Source organism: Streptomyces sp. NPDC047049 (genome assembly GCF_040643995.1).
GTDB lineage: Bacteria > Actinomycetota > Actinomycetes > Streptomycetales > Streptomycetaceae > Streptomyces > Streptomyces mooreae.
Genome location: NZ_JBEYVM010000001.1, coordinates 94,202 through 110,601 on the forward strand (window position 1 = coordinate 94,202; position 16,400 = coordinate 110,601).

Below are 16,400 nucleotides of genomic sequence, written 5' to 3' on the forward strand. Positions count from 1 at the left end.
GCCCTCCACAACCAAGGAGTCACATGTCCGTCCACACCACGACCGGCGGCACCACGGCCGATCTCGAACTCAACCTCGGTCGTCTCCTCGACCGCAACCCGCAGCTCCAGATCCCGCGCGACGAGTACAACATCAACGTCACCTCGAACGAGGGTGACCGGCTCAGCAGCGACGAACTCGCCGCGGAGTACGGCGCGTTCCCGGGCGCGGGCCACCCGGCACACCTGTACTTCCACCTCCCGCTCTGCAACTACATCTGTCATTTCTGCAACTACGTCAAACGGCTGGTGCCCCGCGGCAAGGAGGACGGCGCCCTGCGCCTGTGGTCCGACCTGCTGATCGAGGAGTCCCGCCGCTACCTGGACCGCTACGACTGGATACCCCGGGCCCGCATCGAGTCCTTCTACATCGGCGGCGGCACCGCGGCCCTGCTGCTCAACAGCCCCGACTTCATCAAGCCGCTGGTCGAGCACGTCCGGGAGAACTACGAACTGGCCGACGGCATCGAGTTCAACATCGAGGGCAACCCGGAGAACTTCCAGCGCCACCACCTGGAGACCGCACGGGAGCTGGGCTTCAACCGGTTCAGTCTCGGGGTGCAGTCGCTGCAGGACGAGGTGAACGACTTCACCAAGCGCCGCCACTCCGCGGCCCAGTCGATCGAGGCGGTCGAGAACCTGCTCGCCACCGGCTGCCCCTTCAACGTCGACATGATGTTCGGCCTGCCGTACCAGACCCCGGAGTCGGTACGCCGCGACATGGAGATCCTGACCGGCCTCGGCGTTCCCACCATCACCATCTACCGGCTGCGCAACGCCGACCGGGAGGAGATGGGCATCGGCAACCGCGCGGTCTGGAACAACCCCGCGGTGCGCGAACGGCTCATCCGCGAGGGCCGTTTCCCGGGCCTGGACTCGACGTACGCGATGCGCCAGGAGGCCGTCGAGGTCCTGCTGGAGCAGGGCTACTACCCCAGCCCCTGCGGCTGGTGGAGCCGGCCCGGCACCTACGAGGGCGGCAACATCCCGCAGACCTCGAAGAACAAGTGGGAGCACTACAACACCATGATCGCCTACGGTCCCGGGGCCTACGGCTGGCTCACCGGTGCCGAGGAGGAGTTCCTGCAGACGCACAACATCACCGACATCAGCAAGTACGTGTCGTTCATGCAGAACAACGAGGGCCTGCCGCTCAACTTCGGCCGCCGGCTCAGTGGCCACAAGGCCATCGGCACCGCGCTCGGCTTCAACTTCAAGGCCAACCAGCCGATCGTCCTGGAGCGCTACAAGGAGCGGTTCGGCGCCGACCTGCTGGAGATGGAGCCCTTCGCCTCCGCGTTCGCCGAGCTGCTGGAGCGCGGCCTGGTCGAGAAGGCCGGCAACGGCACCGCCCTCCGTCCGACCCTGGACGGCGAGGCCCTGCACGAGGAGATCATCTTCCACTACTTCCACCAGCGCATCGGCCTGTCCGACGCGCCCGTGTGCCGGCGGTGACCGTGCAGCAGACCGCACCCACGACCGTCCCCGCGTCCCCGGCCCACGGGCCGGTCCGCCGGGTCGAGGACGCCTTCGCCGCCCTGCACGGCGCCGACCGTGCGCTGCTCGTACCCGGAGCGGTGGCCGCCACCACGGGCACGCTGCTCGCCCTGACCAACCCGGGCGGGCACCTCATCGCCTCCGACCAGGTCTGCGACCCGCTGCGCGGCGTCCTGACCCGGGAACTCACGGGCCTGGGACGCACGGTGACCTTCGTCGACTGCACCGACGCGGACGCCGTCATCGCCGCCGTACGGCCCGAAACCCAGGTCGTGTACGCGCCGTCCCTGAGCGACCCGCTGATGCGCCCGGCCCCGCTCAACGAGATCGCCATCCACGCCCAGATGAACGACCTGCTGCTGGTCGTGGACAACACCGCGCTGTCACCCGCCGAACTGCGGCCCCTGGAGACCGGCGCCGTGGTCGTCATCGAGGACACGGCCCCCTATCTCGACGGCTGGGGGGACGTCGGCGCCGCCCTGGTCACCGGCCTGGACCGGTATCTGCCCCGCATCGCCGAACAGTGCGCGCGGCTCGGCGGCGAGGTGCACGACTGGGCCGCCCACCTGCTGGAACGCTCCCTGGCCACCCTGCACCTGCGGCTGTCCGCCCAGCGGGACGGCGCCGAGCGGGTCGCCGCGGCACTGCGCGCGCACCCCGCCGTCCGGGCAGTGCACCGACCGTCCTTCGACGAGGCACCGTGGGCCCTGGAAACCCACGAGGGCTTCGGCGGACTGCTGTCCTTCGAGGTCGTACCGGAGATCCGCGACCTGTCCGGCATCCTGGCCGCCGGCAACGGCGACGGCACACCGCTCGCCGGCTCCGCCCGGCTGCCCGCCCACACCAGCCACGCCCACCTGAGCGAGCGGATCCGCCGGGAAGCGGGCATCACGCGGCAACTGGTCCGCCTGGAGGTGGGCATCACCGGCAGTGACGCCCTGGCGACCCGGCTGAGGCGGGCCCTGGACGCGGCCCTTGAACAGAGCAACGGAGCTGACACGTGATGCTGAACGGCGTCGATCTACGAGCCCGGCAGTCGCTGGCCGAGCAGATCGGGGAGGACTCCTGGGAGGCACAGCTGAGCGTCGGCGTGGCGGCCCGGCCCGTGGCGGCCGGCCACTGCCGGGTGCACACCGAACCGATGCGGCTCGGATCCACCCGGGTGGCCCGGGCCTTCGGTATCGACCAGCGGTGCGGGTCCGGCTCCGGCGACCACCTCGATCCGGTCGGGTCGCTGCTGGTGGCACTGGGGGCGTCCGTGGCGGACAGCGTGGTCACCGAGCTGTCCGGTGCGGGGTGCGGCCCGGAGCTCCTGGAGGTGCGGCCCTGTGCCGAGTTCGCAGCGGACGGCTCCGTCAGGCTCTCGTACGGGATACGTCTCGACGGCGGTGTCTCCACCGGGCAGGCCCGGCGGGCGGTCGCGGCGGCCCGTGCGCGGGACAGCGTGCACCGCACCCTGGCGGAACCCAACGACATCAAGGCCGTGGTGCAGACCGCCCAGGACGTGCACCTCCTCAGCCGTCCCGGCCCGGCCGGCGCGGAGGAGTTCGCGGCCGTCAGGCGGCGTACCGCCCAGGTGAGGTGGGAGGTCGGCACTCACGTCATCGCCGAGGCCGACGGCGTGCACGCCGAGTCCGACCAGCCCAAGCAGCTGTTCGGCGCCGACCTCGCCCCGAGCGCCCAGGAGTACGTCCTGGCCGCGCTGGCGGCGGAAGCCCTCGGGTTCACCGACCCGCGGGCCGCCGCCCCCGGCGAGGCGTCCGCGTCCGTGCACGCCTCCGGCCGTATCGACCTGCGCGGCCCCTACTCCTCCTCCCCCGACGCACCCGCAGGACTGCGCAACGTCCTCGTCCAGCTGCTGCCCGCCGACCCGACGGAGGAGGGCGGCACGGCGGCCGGCGCCATACGCCGCTGGCTCGCCGAGGGAGATGCCCTGCGGCTGGTCAGGGAAGCCCACCCGATCGAGGTCCGGCTGGTCCTGGACGGCACCCCGGTCCCCGTACCGCACACCGAGAACCACCGCATGAACGACACCAAGGAGCACCACCGTGCCTCGTGAATGGGACGCCAAGACGTACGACTCGCTTCCCCTGCCGCACCAGCAGTGGGGCAAGCGCACCCTGGGCCGGCTGCACCTGACGGGTGGCGAAACCGTCCTGGACGCCGGCTGCGGCACCGGCCGTGACACCGCCGCGTTGCTCGACCTGGTCCCGGACGGCCGGGTGATCGGCGTCGACGGCTCCCGTCGCATGCTCGACCAGCTGCGCACCAAGCTGGCCGACCGGGCCGACCGGATCGAGGTCGTCCACGCCGACCTGACCAAGCCCCTGCCGGTGTCCGGCCAGGTCGACGCGATCACCAGCGTGGCCACCTTCCACTGGATCACCGATCACGCGGCGCTCTTCACCAACCTGGCCCGGCACCTGCGACCGGGCGGCCAGTTCGTCGCCGAGTGCGGCGGCCAGGGCAATGTCGCGCGGATCAACGCAGCCGTGGACGAGGTGCTGGGCAAGAAGGCCGACGGGAGGGATGACAAGGACAGGGTCTGGTACTTCGCCGGTGTCGAGGAGACCACCGAGCGCCTGAAGGACGCCGGGTTCACCGGCATCGAGGTCAGCCTGCTGCCCGACCCGGCCCGGCTGGAGCCGGGCGAGCAGCTGTGGAGCTACCTGGCGACCGTGGTCCTCGGCTCCCACCTCGACAAGCTCCCCGAGTCCGACCACGAGCGCTTCGTCCGCGACGTCGCCGCCCGCCTCCCCGAGCCGGTCGTCGACTACGTACGGCTCAACATCACCGCCCGCCGGGCCTAACGGAGGCTGCCATGGCACACCCCGCCCTCCCGGTCCTGCTGGTCGTCCATGACCGGGGCTCCGCCAGTCCGCTGCGCATCCTCTCGGCGGCGCGCGGCCTGTGCCGGGTGATCTTCCTGCACGAGGCGGAACACCCGGCGCCGGCAGCCGAGTTGGCGCAGGTCGCGGAGCACGCCGAGGTCATCGACGTCACCGGCCTCGGCGAGGCGGAGGTGTGCCGGCTGGCCGGGAGCCTGCACCCCGCGGGCGTCCTCACCTTCAGCGAGTACCGGCTGCGCCTGACGGCGGCGGTGGCCGCGCACTGCGGGGTGCGTTTCCACTCCCGCGCCACCGCGGAGGCCCTGACCGACAAGTACCGGCAACGACAGGTGCTGGAGGAAGCGGGCGTCCAGCGCACCGGTTGCGTCCCGCTCCGCCACCCGGACGAGGCCGCCGCCGCGCTCGCCCGGGTCAAGGCACCCGCCGTGCTCAAGCCCCGGCACAGCGCGGGCAGCGTGGACACCTGCCTGGTCACCTCGGCCGACGAGTGCCGCGCGCGGCTGGCGGAGTTCGCCGGGGGTGACCACCGTGACTTCGTCCTGGAGGAGTTCCTGCCCGGCGACCCCGCGCGGACCGGCCCCGGCTGGGCCGACTACGTCTCCGTGGAGTCGCTGGTCGTCGACGGCGAGCCGCGGACCGCGGCACTCAACGGAAAGCCGCCGCTGGTCCCGCCCTTCCGGGAGACCGGCCATGTGCTCCCGGCCCCCGTCCCGCCCGCCCTCGCCGCCGAGATCGTGCGCCGGGAACAGGCGGCGGTGCGGGCCCTCGGCATCCGGCACGGCATCACCCACACCGAGGTCAAGCTCACCCCGGACGGGCCGCGGATCATCGAGGTCAACGGGCGGCTGGGCGGTTTCGTCGCCGAGATCGTGCAGCGCCGCACCGGCTACGACATGGTGGCGGCCGCCCTCCGCATGGCACTGGGCCTGCCCGTCACCTCCCCGGACCCCGCCCGGTTGTACGGGGACCGGGTGACCTTCCAGTACCTGATCGTCCCGCCCGTCGGCCCGCTCCGGCCCGGCCCTTCCTCGCTCCTCGACGATCTCGGGAACCTGCCCGGCGTCGACCTCGTCGACGTCTCCCCTCCCGCCCACTGGCACACCGACTGGCGCCGGGGCACGACCGGCGCGATCGGCACGGTCTACGGCTCCGCCGCCGATCACACCGATCTGCGGGCACTGCTGGACCAGGTCCGCGCGCGGCTGGACCGCTTCTGGCGCGGTACGCACGTACCGCACACCGGCGCACCGCACACCGACGCACCACATACCGGCATACCGCACACCGGCGTACCGCAGGCCTCGGTACGGTGGGCCAACTCGACTGACTGACCGCCCCTTTGAGCGAAAGGCACTGCGCATGCCCGAGAACAGCACTCCTGCCGAGGTGGTTTCGGTGCCGGTCGGCCGGGTGGTCGGCGGCCGGACGGAGGTCCGCGACGACGACTGGGGCAAGGAGACCGCGATCATCCGCCTGGACGCCGGCCAGTACGGCCCGGAGGCGGTGGCGGGCCTGGACACCTTCTCCCACCTGGAGGTCGTCTACCACTTCGACCGCGTCCCCACCGACAAGATCCAGACCGGGGCCCGGCACCCGCGCGGCAACACCGACTGGCCCCTGGTCGGCATCTTCGCCCAGCGCGGCAAGAACCGCCCCAACCGGCTCGGTGTCTCCCGCTGCCGCCTCCTCAAGACCGACGGCCTCGACCTGCACGTCCAGGGCCTGGACGCCGTCGACGGCACCCCCGTCCTCGACATCAAGCCCTACATGGCCGAGTTCGGCCCCCAGGGCCACACCACGCAGCCCGACTGGGCCACCGAGATCATGCGCCACTACCACTGACCGGCCCGGTGCGCGGGCAGCCGCGTTCCCCCGGCCCCGGCAGACGGCGTGCCCGGGCCGGGGGAACGCGGCCGGGCTTCACAGGGGCTGGAGGCCGAGGGCGACGCGGGTCAGTTCCGCCTTGTTGCCGATGCCGAACTTGGAGCGCACCCGCTTGACGTACGTGTCGACGGTGTGCGGGCTGATGCCGATGCGCCGGGCCACCTGGCCGTGGGTCATCCCGGATGCGATGAACCGCAGCACCTGCTGCTCGCGCGGCGACAGTCCGGGCGCCGCACGGTCGGCCACGGGCACCGGCGTGCGGCGCTCCACGGCCTCGTACACCTGCCGCAGCACCTGGTCCGGGGTCGCCTCGGCCCGCACCACGACGACCTCCGGCGCGCTCCCGCACCACTCCGGCCCGTCCGGCACGGCCTGGGCCAAGGCGTCCTCGACGAGCAGCACGTCGATCCCGGCCCCGGGCCCGGGAAAGGAATCGGCCGAGGTGAAGACGACCTCGCAGGGCGACTGGGTGGTCAGCAGGTGCGTCAGGCCCATCAGGACGAGCGGCCGGCCGTCACAGATCGCCGTGCGCATCCCGCCGACGTCGGCGCGGGCGGCCGGCGGACCGGTTTCCGGGCGTTCGAGGGTGATCGTCTCAGTGCTCATCGATGCCTTCCCCGTAGATCTCGTTGATGCGTTCGATCGCCTCGGCCACCCGCTGCCACGGCGCGGCGGTGAAGCAGAGGCGGGCCCGGTTACCGCAGTGCGCCCCGAAGACCCGGCCCGGGGCCAGACCGACACCGGCCTGGGCGCACCGGTGAACGAACCGCTCGCCGTCCCCCCAGGTGCTCAGATCGAGGAAGGTGTACAGCCCGCCGGACGCCTTGGTGTGCGGAACCGCCAGCGTCGAACCGGCAAGCCACCCGGCCGCGGCGGCGCGGTCCCGGCGTCGGTCGAGTTCCTCGCGCGGTGTGCGCAGCGCCTCGTACACGGCGCGCTGCGCCGGGGTGGAGACGGAACGGCGCGTGTGCCGCGCCCACTTGGCCAGCGGCTCCGTCAGCCCCGGCGGGGAGATCAGGCAGCCCGCCCTGCCGTCCGGCATCGCGTACGTCGTGCTGAAGCTGTGCAGGGAGAGGGTGCGCGCCGCCGTCGCACCGACGGCCGCGATGTCGAGGAAGCCCTCCCTGGTGAAGTCGTAGCTCTCGTAGGTGTTGTCGGCGATCAGCCAGAGGTCGTGCCGCTCGGCCAGGTCCGCGAGCGCACCGAGCCGGCTGCCGTCGAGCCGGTAACCGGTGGGGTTGTTGGGGCTGTTGAAGTAGATCGCGCGGGTCCTGGGTGCCACCGCCCTCTCGACTGCCCCGGCGAAGTCGAATCCGCGGGCCGCACCGAGCTCCAGGAAGACCGGTACCTCGCGCGGCACTCCACCGGCCGCCCGGATCAGGCCGGTGGTGACCAGCCACTGCGGTGAGAGCACCAGGACCTCATCGCCCTCCCGCAGGATCGCGTGCAGCGCGGCGGCGAGGGCGTGCGTGGCACCAGCGGTGACCAGGACCTGTTCGGGGCACACGGCACTCTGCCGCCGGGCGGCGGCGGCTTGGGCGAGCGCCGCGCGCAGCGCCGGGACGCCGCCGGGAGGAGCCTGCTCGTCAGGGGCGAACCCGGACTCCCCACTGCCCCGGGCGCGGGAGCGGACACCGGGTCCGAAGACGGTCCTGCCCCGGTGCAAGCCGATCGGATCCGCGTGCCCGGAGCCGCGCAGCAGCTCTTCCACGCGATCGAGGGGGTGGAGAGGAGAGCCGGGGACGTCACCGAGAGCTCGGACGCGAGACGGCATGGCGGGGTGCTCCTGCGGGAGGAAACCATCGGGGATGAACGTGCGTGACGCCTGACTCCGCCGTGCGACGGCCCGGCGGGAGGGCGACGCCGGGGCCCCACACGGCCCGTGGTCGCCCGAAACCGGTTCTCCTTCTCACCAGTGGGTGTTGCCTCACCAGGGGGTGTTGCCCCATCAGTGGGCGTCGTCTCACCAGCGGGTGTCATCTCACCAGTGGGTGTCGTCCGAGGATGCGGACGTGCCCCCGTGGACGTCACCGGCGCCCGTGCCGGTGACGGTGACGGTCAGGGTCACGTCCCCGTGGGTGTCACCGGGAGCCGGGGTGGCGGCCTGGGCCGGCCCGACCGCCGTCAGCACCGCCACCGCCCCGAGGGCCAGGCCGAGCACCGAACGGGTCACGATCCGGGCCTTCATCATCGCTTCTCTCCTTCATCCGCGGCTCTTCGCTTCACCGGGGTCGCCCCCGCTGACAGGAACAGTTCAGCCCCGCCCGCTTTCGAACGTCCTTCCGTCGGCTCAGTGCGCACCCGCCCTGAGCCGAAAGCCGATCAGAAGGAGAAGAGAAGGATGGCCCGCAAGCCTGCGCGTCACGGAGCCCTGGTTCAGCCCCGGGCGGCTCAGCTGCCCGCCGGTGCGATGATCCCGAACACGCTGCCCCAGGCCCCGGCGGCCCAAGGCGTGGGCCGGCACATAGGCGAAAGCGGATGCCGACTGCCAGCTGCGCCAGTTCATCGAGCGCGTCGAAGCTGCCGATCACGTAGTAGTCGTCGACCCGGTCGAGAAGCTTCTGGTCCCCCCGGTTGGCGCCTCCCACTCGTCGAGACGGTGTCACCCTGGCTCCACGGTCGAGCACCGCCCCCAGCGATACCCGGTCCCACCGGCACACCACTCTTACGATCAGAAGATGACGGCTCCTCTCTATCCCGCCAAACCCCGCCCCGGAGACCGCGTCGCGGTGCTCTCCCCTTCGTCAGGCCTGCCCGGCCTCTTACCGCTGCCCTACGAACTGGGGCTGCGCAGGCTGCGGGACGAGTTCGGCCTGAAGGCAGTGGAATACCCGACGACCCGGAAGATGGGGGCCGGGCCGGAGGAACGCGCCGCGGACATCCACGCGGCTTTCGCGGACCCGGACATCAAGGCGGTCATGGCCAGCATCGGAGGCGACGACCAGATCACTGTCCTCCCCCACCTCGACAGCCTTCTGCTCCGGGCCAACCCGAAGCCGTTCTTCGGTCACAGCGACAACACCAACCTGCTTCTCTTCCTGCGCGACCTGGGCATCGTCAGCTACCACGGCGGAGCGGTCATGGTCGAGCTGGGCCGGCCCGGTGCCATGCACCCGCTCACAGCGGAGTCCCTGAGGGCCGCGCTGTTCACTTCGGGTGCGTACGAGCTCACCCCCGCAAGCGCCTACCGGGACGTCGACCGCCCCTGGGAGGAACCGCACACGTTCGAGACCGAACCCGCCATGGAACCCGCCGAAGGGTGGAGTTGGCACAACGCCGACCGTGTGGTCGAAGGTGCCGGCTGGGGCGGCAGCCTGGAGACCCTGTCGCGGCTGCTGCTGGCTGACCGCGGCATTCAGCCAGCCGTCAGCTACTCCGGCAACGTCCTCTTCCTGGAGACTTCGGAGGAAATGCCGGATGCTCAGGAGGTCTACCGGATCCTCCGGAGCATGGGCGAACGCGGATTGCTGCAAGAGTTCCCCGCGCTGCTGATGGGCAGGGCGAAAAGCTGGTCGTTCGACAACCCCTTCACCGCTCCTGAAAAGGCGCACTTCCGCTCACAGCAGCGAGAAGCCGTCCTGCGTGCCCTCCATGAGTACGCCCCCCACACCATGGCAGTGTTCGACGTCGAACTCGGCCACACCGATCCCCAGCTGGTGATCCCCGTCGGCGGGCGCATCCGGGTGGACGGCCCGGCGCGCCGAGTCGTCGTCACCTACTGAGGCGGCACCGGGGTGCGGCCGAAGGTGAGCGGACCACCGGGTGACGGCCCGCTCGCCTGGGCTGACGCTCGCCTCGCGCATGGCGGCTCAGCAGGAGCAATCGGCGCGGGAAAGCCGGCCTTCACCGCACCAACCCGGCATCCCTGGCGCACAGCGCGGCCTGCACCCGGTTGTCCACCTCAAGGGCGGCCAGAATGCGGCTGACGTGCGCCTTCACCGTGCTCTCCCGCATCCCCAGACCGGTGGCGATCTCCGCGTTGGACGCGCCGCCGGCCAGGAGCCCGAGCACGTCGCTCTCGCGCGGCGTCAAGCGCTCCATCCGGGCCCGGGCGGCGGCCGGGGCGCCGTGCGCCGTGTGGTGATGGTGCGCGATGAGTCGCCGGGCGGCAGCGGGGTGCAGCATCGCCTGCCCGTCGGCGACGACCTCGACGGCCCGGATGATCTCCGCGGGGTCGGTGTCCTTCAGCAGGAAGCCGACCGCGCCGGCGGCCAGCCCGTCGTAGACGTACTGGTCCAGGTCGAACGTCGTGAGCATCACGACCTTGGGCGGCTCGGACAGCGCGCTCAGCTGCCTGGTGGCCTCGATACCGTCCATGTGAGGCATCCGTACGTCCATCAGCACGACATCCAGGCGCTGCACGGTGGCCTGCTGAACGGCTTCCCGCCCGTCGGAAACCTGGGCGGCGACGACAATGCCGGGGGCCTCCTCCAGGATGTCGGCGAGCGCCAGCCGCACCAGGCCGTCGTCGTCGACGATCATCGTCCGGATCACGCCGCCCCCCTGCCGCGCTCGTCGTCGAGCGGGATGGTGGCGGCCACCCGCCAGCCTCCCGATCCCGTAGGACCGTACTCCAGCTGGCCGTTGAGCGCGGCGACCCGCTCGGCCAGTCCGACCAGGCCGTAGCCGGAACCCTCGGTCACGGCCTCGGACGGGGTTCCGGCCGGGTTGCGGATCACCACGGTGGACTCCGGCGGGCCATAGCGCACCTCGAGCCGTGCGGTCGCTCCGGCGGCGTGCTTACGGGCGTTGGTCAGGGCTTCTTGTGCCAGCCGGTGAATGGCGAGCCGATGGCTGGCCGGTACGGAGTCGGGGTCGCCCTCGATGGCCGTTTCGATCGTCTGTCCCGCCGCCCGCGCCTCGTCGATCACCGTCGAGAGTTCCGGCAGACCGGGTACCCGTGAGGCCGGTGCCTCCTTGGTGTCGTGGCCGCGCAGCACACCCAGTACGTCCCGCAGATCGCCGAGCGCGTCGGTGGACGCGGTGCGCAGCAGGCCGATCCGGTGCGCCACCGGCCCGGGCAGGTCGGCGGCCCGCTGCTTGAGGGCGCCGGTGTGCAGGGCGATGACCGTGAGCCGGTGGGCGAGCACATCGTGCATCTCGGCAGCGATCCGGGTGCGCTCCTCCAACCGGGCCTGCTCCGCGCGGAGTTCGCGCTCCACCCGCAGACGGCTGACCTGTTCGGCCAGCGAGGCGACGTGCCGACGGCGGTTGCCCGTCCACAGCCCGATGACCACCGCGAGCAGCAGCACTGCCAGCGGCCCGTATTTGCGGGTCATCCACAGGCTGTTCCCCGGATGCGCCAGCGAACTGCCGACCATCGCGACCACCACGCACAGCCCCTCGAAGGCGAACTGCCCCCGGGAGGCGCGGTAGAAGAGCACGACCAGCAGGGGGAAGAACGATCCCAGCAGCACCGCGCCGACCGTGGTGCTCACCACGGCGAGCACCGGCTTGCGGCGCCGCAGCAGGACCGGGAGGGTCAGCACCGCGGCCGCCCCGACGCGGGGGCTGAGCAGCGTGCCACCCGCGGCCACATACGCCTGTTGCACCGCTCCCGCTCCGACGACGCAGGTCATCAGCGCCTCGGCCCACCACGGCCAGGCCCGGCCTCTCACCTCGTTCACCAGGTCAGCATAGTGAGCCAACCCCCCTGTGGCCTTGGCCAGTTGGCGGCCGTCACCCCCTACTTTCGTACGGGGTGGCCGCGGCGTAACGGCCGATGGAACGGGGCCGCCCGCTTCCTAGCGTGGTGCGCATGAACCAGACACCGGCTACTGCCGCAACCGCTCCCGGGATCACCGCCCTCACCGGCCCGCGACAGCGCAACACCGCCGTCGCGTTCTTCCAGGAGTCCGTCCGTTCCCGGCAGACCACCGGCGCCGTCGCCCCCAGCGGCTCCCCGCTCGCCCAGCGGCTCGCCGCGCCACTGCCCGCCCCCAGCGGCCGCAGCCCACTGCGCGTCCTGGAGGTCGGCGCGGGTACCGGCACGGTCACCCGCGCGCTGGCCGAGCGCATCGGCCCCGGCGACCGGCTGGACACCGTGGAGGTCAACCCCCGGTTCGTACAGCTGCTGACCGGGGCGCTGCGCACGGACCCGGTGCTGGCCGCCGCGTCCGAACAGATCCGGATCATCCCGGAGTCGATCAGCCACACCCCGCTGCCCCCGAAGAGCTACGACGTGATCGTCTCCTGCCTGCCCTTCATGAACTTCGCCCCCGACACGGTGCGTTCCCTGCTGGAGCGGTACATGGCCGCCCTGGTCCCCGGCGGTCATCTGACCTTCTTCAGCTATCTCGGCACGCTGTCCCTGCGGACCCTGTTCGCCCGGCCCACCGAGGCCGCCCGGTACCGCGCGGTAGCGGCCGTACTGGACGGCTTCTCCACCCGCTACGGCAACGGGGCCGGTAACGGCGCCGGCGTCGCCTGGCGCAACCTGCCGCCCGCCCGGGTGACACACCTGAGGGCACCCCAGCCGGCCGCAGACGTCGCGCCCCCGGATTCTCCCGTCCGGCGATAACGAGGACGCCCGGCGCCCTGCGCACGGAGCGCTCCCCGCGTCGCCGCCCCATCCACCAAAAGCAAAAGCCCCAGGTCACGGCCTGTGAGTCCTGGGGCTTCCACGGAGCCGCCTTCGGGATTCGAACCCGAGACCTACGCATTACGAGGGGGTGCGGGATCGTGACGGGTAGCGGTGGGAGGTGCCATCAGATCCCGTTCTCCCAGGTCAGAGCGACATGGTCTAGTTGTACGTACCGCCCAGTCCTCGCACGACACGGGAGGAAATCGAGGCGTTCACCGCGGCTCCTGTCGCCGCCCTGCCCAGGTAACACTGCCTGCGAGCAGGGTCCCGACCATGCATCCGGTCGACATCGCAGGCCCCCGGCTTCAGTTGCGCGAACTCACCAGCGACGACGTGGACGCCGTACACGCCATCTACGGTGACGCCGAGGCCACCCGCCACCTGAGCTTCGAACCCCGAACCCATGAACAGGCCGGGGAGATCGTCGCCCGCTCCATCGCCTCCTCCGGCGAGCAACCCCGCACCGAATACGCCCTCGGTGTGGTCCGCCAGGAGGAAAGGGACCTGGTGGGCTTCGCCCGCCTGGCGCTCGACCCACACGCCCAGAAAGCCGCCACCATCGGCTTTGCCCTGCGCCCCCACACATGGGGGCGGGCCTGGGCACCGAAACCGTTCACCTGATGTGCGCCCTCGGCTTCAACCACCTTGGCCTGCACCGCATCTGGGCCGCTCGCGCACCGCTGAACACCGCCTCCGCCAAGACCCTGCTACGCGCCGGCATGACAGAGGAAGGCCGCATCCGGGAGCACGTGTTCGTACGAGGAGCCTGGAGGGACTCGATCACGTACTCGGTTCTGGATCATGAATGGCGGGAGTCAGACGGATCCGCGACGGCCAACGGATGACTCCCGCCACACAGTGACCAATCGCAGAGCGCCCACCAGCCATGACCGCGGCATGCGGTCATGGCCGGTGCATCAGCACTGCATTCGGTCCGCCCCCTGCCCGGTCAGATCCACGGAGGCGCTCGGCCTCATCCCTTAAACCAGGGCATGGGCTCGGGGCGGCGGTACCACCATCATGCCTTCTGTGCCGAACCCCCAAGTTGGGCAGCGATATCTCGAAGTCGCGCAGCGGGTTCTTGAAGTTGCCCAAGCCATCCAGCTTCATCTTGCCGAAGGCGTTCTTGAAGCCACCGGCGTCGCCGACAGCCTTCGCTGCGAGGCCCGCGGTGCTTGACCGCGAAGCGGTTACGCTCGTCGCAGGTTGCGGCGAAGACCACGACGCCTCCGATCCGGGCACGTGCCCGGATCGGAGGCGCGTTGCTGCACCCGCTAGATCCACGGGTTGCGCTCGTAGCCCGGTTCCTCATCGGGGAAGTCGTCCGGGAAGACCTCGCTCACGATGTCACCCCGGAGGATCCGCAGCAGATAGCTCTCCACCGGACCTTCGTACAGGTCGTACTCCCTGCCACGGCCGATGACGGTGAGGACGGCCCACTGCTCGGGGTCCTCGTGCGGGATCAGGAAGCACATGTCCGCGTTGTCCGTGCCGCCCCAGCAGATCAGCTGCGAGGGTTTCACACCCCGCTCTGCCAGCAGTTCCCGGATCGTGTCCCGCGTCACCTCCATGGTGTGCCGCGCCGTGACCGTGTTCGCCACCAGGTCGGCGTACTCGTTCTCGGCACCTGCCCGATACACACGCAGAAAGTCATCGAACTTCGCGCCGCCAAATGCTTCGAGAAACGATTTGAACGCAGGCGGAAAGGCTGTGCTCAGGGCCTCCTCAGCGGCCTTCCAGTCATTGATGACCGGTCCCGCTTCACCAGTTGCGCGAAACGATGCCAAGAGTTCGAGATCAGTCATGGCCGCCTACTTGTTGATGATGGTCTGGTCGATGTGCAGGCCAGGACCAATGGCCCTGACGTGCACGCCCGCAGGAATTATGTCGCCTGGATTTCGGTAGGCAGGTGCCGCTGAATACTCCACGCTCCCGCGCTGCTTCACGGTTTCATAGATTTGCTCTTCGAGCTTTTCCATCACCTCGTTGTTCGCCGTCTTGTGCATGATCACGATGTTGGCCTCAGAGCGGCCGTCTCCCCCGAGTGATCGGGCCAGGAGGTGTCCACGCGTGTGACCAGCCGGTTCGCCTCCCCAGCCCGGGGGCTGCATCCGCCGGGATGCCTTGGTGCCGGTGTCGAGCATGTCTTGCGTGATCCTCGTTTCGACGCCGGTGGCTCGGCCCATGCTGTCCAGCGGCTTGGCATACGGCGGAATTGGCTTTTGAGGTGCCCGGCCTCCCCCTCCGCCGCGCTCGGCGCTGCGCATCAGCGGCTGGCCGGTCGGACCGACAGGCCCCTCGCCGGCCATCGCAAAGCGCGGGCCCCCCAAGTTGGGCAGCGATATCTCGAAGTCGCGCAGCGGGTTCTTGAAGTTGCCCAAGCCATCCAGCTTCATCTTGCCGAGGGCGTTCTTGAAGCCACCGGCGTCGCCTACAGCCTTCGCCGTGCGGCCTGCGCCGCCGAGGGCGCCCCCCAGCAAGACCCCACTGACGCCGGCGTCCTTGATCTCAGCCAGGTTGATGCCGTGCTGGTCGCCGAGGAGGTTGCGTCCGCCCTGGGCGACGACCACGTCGACGGTGATGGCTTCGATGCCACCGATGGCGGCGGTTGCCAGGACTGTTCCGGCGATCTCGGCGACGGTGGCGGAAACGGCGACGCCCGCCGTACTGGCCGCGGCAACGATCGCCTCGGTGGCACCGGCCGCCGCGACCTCGCTGATGCCTCCTGTGAAGAGGGCCAGTGCCGTGCCGGCGACCAGGACCGCGCCGGCGATCTCCAGCTCGTGCTCGATCTTCTTCTTCGCCTCGGCGACCTGGTCGGCGTACTTGTCGAGGGCTTTGGCCATGTCGCGGGCGGCCGTGGCCACGTCGTCGAGGTAGCCCTTGCCGCCGCCGTGGTACTTGCGCCAGAACTCCCCGAACGCATCGATCGACTTGCCCTTGTTGTTGTCGATCACATCCTGGGCCCGCTTGTGACAGGCAGCCGTGCAGTCCTCGACATCGTCCGCGTACGTACGCCAGGCCCGCGCGGCTTCCCGGAGTTCGCCCTCGTTGCCCTCTGGCCACCACATGCCGGTCAGGTCCTGGACTATCTCCTTGGCCTTGTCGGCAGCGCCCATCACTTACCGCCCTCAAAGCCGGACTTGGCCGAGTGGTCAGCGTCTTCGTGGTTGGCGGCCATGTCGTTCATGGCCTTGGTGATGCTGGACAGGCCCTTGACCAGGGCCGCTGCTGCCTTCTCGATCTGTGCCAGGTGCGGGGCGTAGACGTGCTCGAACTTCTTGCCCTGCTCGTCCCCTCCCCAGGGCTCCCCCAGCCCGCCGAGCGTGTGGCGAAGCTTGGCTGTCGCCCGTTCCAGGGCTACAGATTCTCGGTGGAATGTCGGTGCGGCGGACTTGAGTTGGTCGGTGTCTACGTCGAAGCCGTCACCAGCCATGCCGTGTCTCCCCGTTGGCCGTGTACTCGTAACCCGTCGCGAGCCGCTGACGATGCGTCGGCTCACAGATAGCGACCCTCGCATACCGCACTGACAATCGCCCTGGTGGGAGC

Annotated in this window: 17 protein-coding genes and 1 pseudogene; 10 read left to right on the top strand and 8 right to left on the bottom strand. The window is 70.5% G+C overall.

What is annotated here, in order from left to right; all coding sequences use genetic code 11:
- Positions 1–23: 23 nt before the first annotated feature.
- Genes ABZ851_RS00455 through ABZ851_RS00480 form a run of 6 tightly spaced genes read left to right on the top strand, consistent with a single transcriptional unit; the run spans position 24 to position 6,226 of the window.
- Positions 24–1,493 carry a radical SAM protein gene (locus ABZ851_RS00455; protein ID WP_361120075.1) on the top strand — a complete coding sequence of 490 codons (1,470 nt, stop codon included), beginning with the start codon at positions 24–26 and terminating at the stop codon, positions 1,491–1,493.
- Positions 1,490–2,539, top strand: coding sequence for a PLP-dependent transferase (locus ABZ851_RS00460; RefSeq protein ID WP_361120078.1), 1,050 nt, complete (start codon positions 1,490–1,492; stop codon positions 2,537–2,539). The genes ABZ851_RS00455 and ABZ851_RS00460 overlap by 4 nt, the downstream gene beginning before the upstream one ends.
- A complete protein-coding gene (locus ABZ851_RS00465) occupies positions 2,536–3,594 on the top strand; it encodes a hypothetical protein (protein WP_361120081.1) in 1,059 nt (352 codons plus the stop codon). Before ABZ851_RS00460 ends, ABZ851_RS00465 begins: the two co-directional genes overlap by 4 nt.
- Positions 3,584–4,345, top strand: a complete 762-nt coding sequence (locus ABZ851_RS00470) for a class I SAM-dependent methyltransferase (RefSeq protein ID WP_361120084.1) — start codon at positions 3,584–3,586, stop codon at positions 4,343–4,345. The genes ABZ851_RS00465 and ABZ851_RS00470 overlap by 11 nt, the downstream gene beginning before the upstream one ends.
- Positions 4,346–4,356: 11 nt before the next feature.
- Positions 4,357–5,715 carry an ATP-grasp domain-containing protein gene (locus ABZ851_RS00475; protein WP_361120087.1) on the top strand — a complete coding sequence of 453 codons (1,359 nt, stop codon included), beginning with the start codon at positions 4,357–4,359 and terminating at the stop codon, positions 5,713–5,715.
- Positions 5,716–5,743: 28 nt separating this feature from the next.
- Positions 5,744–6,226: an SAM-dependent methyltransferase gene (locus tag ABZ851_RS00480; protein WP_361120090.1), complete on the top strand. Its 483-nt coding sequence runs from the start codon at positions 5,744–5,746 to the stop codon at positions 6,224–6,226.
- Positions 6,227–6,304: 78 nt separating this feature from the next.
- Here the strand turns inward: ABZ851_RS00480 and ABZ851_RS00485 are convergent, their stop codons facing one another.
- The 3 genes from ABZ851_RS00485 to ABZ851_RS00495 all read right to left on the bottom strand — a co-directional run bounded on the left by ABZ851_RS00485 (position 6,305) and on the right by ABZ851_RS00495 (position 8,459).
- The gene (locus ABZ851_RS00485) at positions 6,305–6,874 is read right to left on the bottom strand and encodes a LuxR C-terminal-related transcriptional regulator (RefSeq protein WP_361120093.1); all 570 of its coding nucleotides are present in this window, start codon (positions 6,872–6,874) and stop codon (positions 6,305–6,307) included.
- The gene (locus ABZ851_RS00490) at positions 6,864–8,042 is read right to left on the bottom strand and encodes a pyridoxal phosphate-dependent aminotransferase (protein WP_361120096.1); all 1,179 of its coding nucleotides are present in this window, start codon (positions 8,040–8,042) and stop codon (positions 6,864–6,866) included. Before ABZ851_RS00490 ends, ABZ851_RS00485 begins: the two co-directional genes overlap by 11 nt.
- 207 nt (positions 8,043–8,249) lie before the next feature.
- Positions 8,250–8,459, bottom strand: coding sequence for a hypothetical protein (locus ABZ851_RS00495; RefSeq protein WP_361120098.1), 210 nt, complete (start codon positions 8,457–8,459; stop codon positions 8,250–8,252).
- Between the two features lie 487 nt (positions 8,460–8,946).
- On the opposite strand from ABZ851_RS00495, the gene ABZ851_RS00500 reads away from it, so the two are divergent.
- Positions 8,947–9,990: a S66 peptidase family protein gene (locus tag ABZ851_RS00500; RefSeq protein ID WP_361120101.1), complete on the top strand. Its 1,044-nt coding sequence runs from the start codon at positions 8,947–8,949 to the stop codon at positions 9,988–9,990.
- A 121-nt stretch (positions 9,991–10,111) separates the two neighbouring features.
- Here the strand turns inward: ABZ851_RS00500 and ABZ851_RS00505 are convergent, their stop codons facing one another.
- Together ABZ851_RS00505 and ABZ851_RS00510 are read right to left on the bottom strand one after the other, a co-directional pair.
- Positions 10,112–10,762: a response regulator transcription factor gene (locus ABZ851_RS00505; protein ID WP_361120104.1), complete on the bottom strand. Its 651-nt coding sequence runs from the start codon at positions 10,760–10,762 to the stop codon at positions 10,112–10,114.
- The gene (locus ABZ851_RS00510) at positions 10,759–11,895 is read right to left on the bottom strand and encodes a histidine kinase (RefSeq protein ID WP_361120107.1); all 1,137 of its coding nucleotides are present in this window, start codon (positions 11,893–11,895) and stop codon (positions 10,759–10,761) included. The genes ABZ851_RS00505 and ABZ851_RS00510 overlap by 4 nt, the downstream gene beginning before the upstream one ends.
- Before the next feature lie 131 nt (positions 11,896–12,026).
- Here ABZ851_RS00510 and ABZ851_RS00515 point away from each other — a divergent pair, with 131 nt between their 5' ends.
- The 3 genes and pseudogenes from ABZ851_RS00515 to ABZ851_RS00525 all read left to right on the top strand — a co-directional run bounded on the left by ABZ851_RS00515 (position 12,027) and on the right by ABZ851_RS00525 (position 14,030).
- Positions 12,027–12,788 carry a methyltransferase domain-containing protein gene (locus ABZ851_RS00515; protein WP_361120110.1) on the top strand — a complete coding sequence of 254 codons (762 nt, stop codon included), beginning with the start codon at positions 12,027–12,029 and terminating at the stop codon, positions 12,786–12,788.
- A 414-nt stretch (positions 12,789–13,202) separates the two neighbouring features.
- A pseudogene (locus ABZ851_RS00520) lies at positions 13,203–13,696 on the top strand (GNAT family protein).
- A gap of 184 nt (positions 13,697–13,880) precedes the next feature.
- A complete protein-coding gene (locus ABZ851_RS00525) occupies positions 13,881–14,030 on the top strand; it encodes a hypothetical protein (protein ID WP_361120113.1) in 150 nt (49 codons plus the stop codon).
- Positions 14,031–14,125: 95 nt separating this feature from the next.
- Here ABZ851_RS00525 and ABZ851_RS00530 read toward each other — a convergent pair whose 3' ends face one another.
- The 3 genes from ABZ851_RS00530 to ABZ851_RS00540 are packed head-to-tail and all read right to left on the bottom strand — an operon-like array spanning position 14,126 to position 16,287.
- Positions 14,126–14,656, bottom strand: coding sequence for an SMI1/KNR4 family protein (locus ABZ851_RS00530; RefSeq protein ID WP_129294784.1), 531 nt, complete (start codon positions 14,654–14,656; stop codon positions 14,126–14,128).
- Between the two features lie 6 nt (positions 14,657–14,662).
- A complete protein-coding gene (locus ABZ851_RS00535; RefSeq protein WP_361120117.1) occupies positions 14,663–15,970 on the bottom strand; it encodes a DNA/RNA non-specific endonuclease in 1,308 nt (435 codons plus the stop codon).
- Entirely contained in the window at positions 15,970–16,287 is a 318-nt protein-coding gene (locus ABZ851_RS00540; RefSeq protein ID WP_361120120.1) for a WXG100 family type VII secretion target, read from the bottom strand. Before ABZ851_RS00540 ends, ABZ851_RS00535 begins: the two co-directional genes overlap by 1 nt.
- Positions 16,288–16,400: the final 113 nt, after the last annotated feature.

Coding starts and splice junctions, on each gene's coding strand:
- ABZ851_RS00455 (WP_361120075.1), top strand. CDS start 24: ATGTCCGTCCACACCACGACCGGCGGCACCACGGCCGATCTCGAACTC.
- ABZ851_RS00475 (WP_361120087.1), top strand. CDS start 4,357: ATGGCACACCCCGCCCTCCCGGTCCTGCTGGTCGTCCATGACCGGGGC.
- ABZ851_RS00480 (WP_361120090.1), top strand. CDS start 5,744: ATGCCCGAGAACAGCACTCCTGCCGAGGTGGTTTCGGTGCCGGTCGGC.
- ABZ851_RS00485 (WP_361120093.1), bottom strand. CDS start 6,874: ATGAGCACTGAGACGATCACCCTCGAACGCCCGGAAACCGGTCCGCCG.
- ABZ851_RS00490 (WP_361120096.1), bottom strand. CDS start 8,042: ATGCCGTCTCGCGTCCGAGCTCTCGGTGACGTCCCCGGCTCTCCTCTC.
- ABZ851_RS00495 (WP_361120098.1), bottom strand. CDS start 8,459: ATGATGAAGGCCCGGATCGTGACCCGTTCGGTGCTCGGCCTGGCCCTC.
- ABZ851_RS00500 (WP_361120101.1), top strand. CDS start 8,947: ATGACGGCTCCTCTCTATCCCGCCAAACCCCGCCCCGGAGACCGCGTC.
- ABZ851_RS00515 (WP_361120110.1), top strand. CDS start 12,027: ATGAACCAGACACCGGCTACTGCCGCAACCGCTCCCGGGATCACCGCC.
- ABZ851_RS00530 (WP_129294784.1), bottom strand. CDS start 14,656: ATGACTGATCTCGAACTCTTGGCATCGTTTCGCGCAACTGGTGAAGCG.
- ABZ851_RS00535 (WP_361120117.1), bottom strand. CDS start 15,970: ATGGGCGCTGCCGACAAGGCCAAGGAGATAGTCCAGGACCTGACCGGC.
- ABZ851_RS00540 (WP_361120120.1), bottom strand. CDS start 16,287: ATGGCTGGTGACGGCTTCGACGTAGACACCGACCAACTCAAGTCCGCC.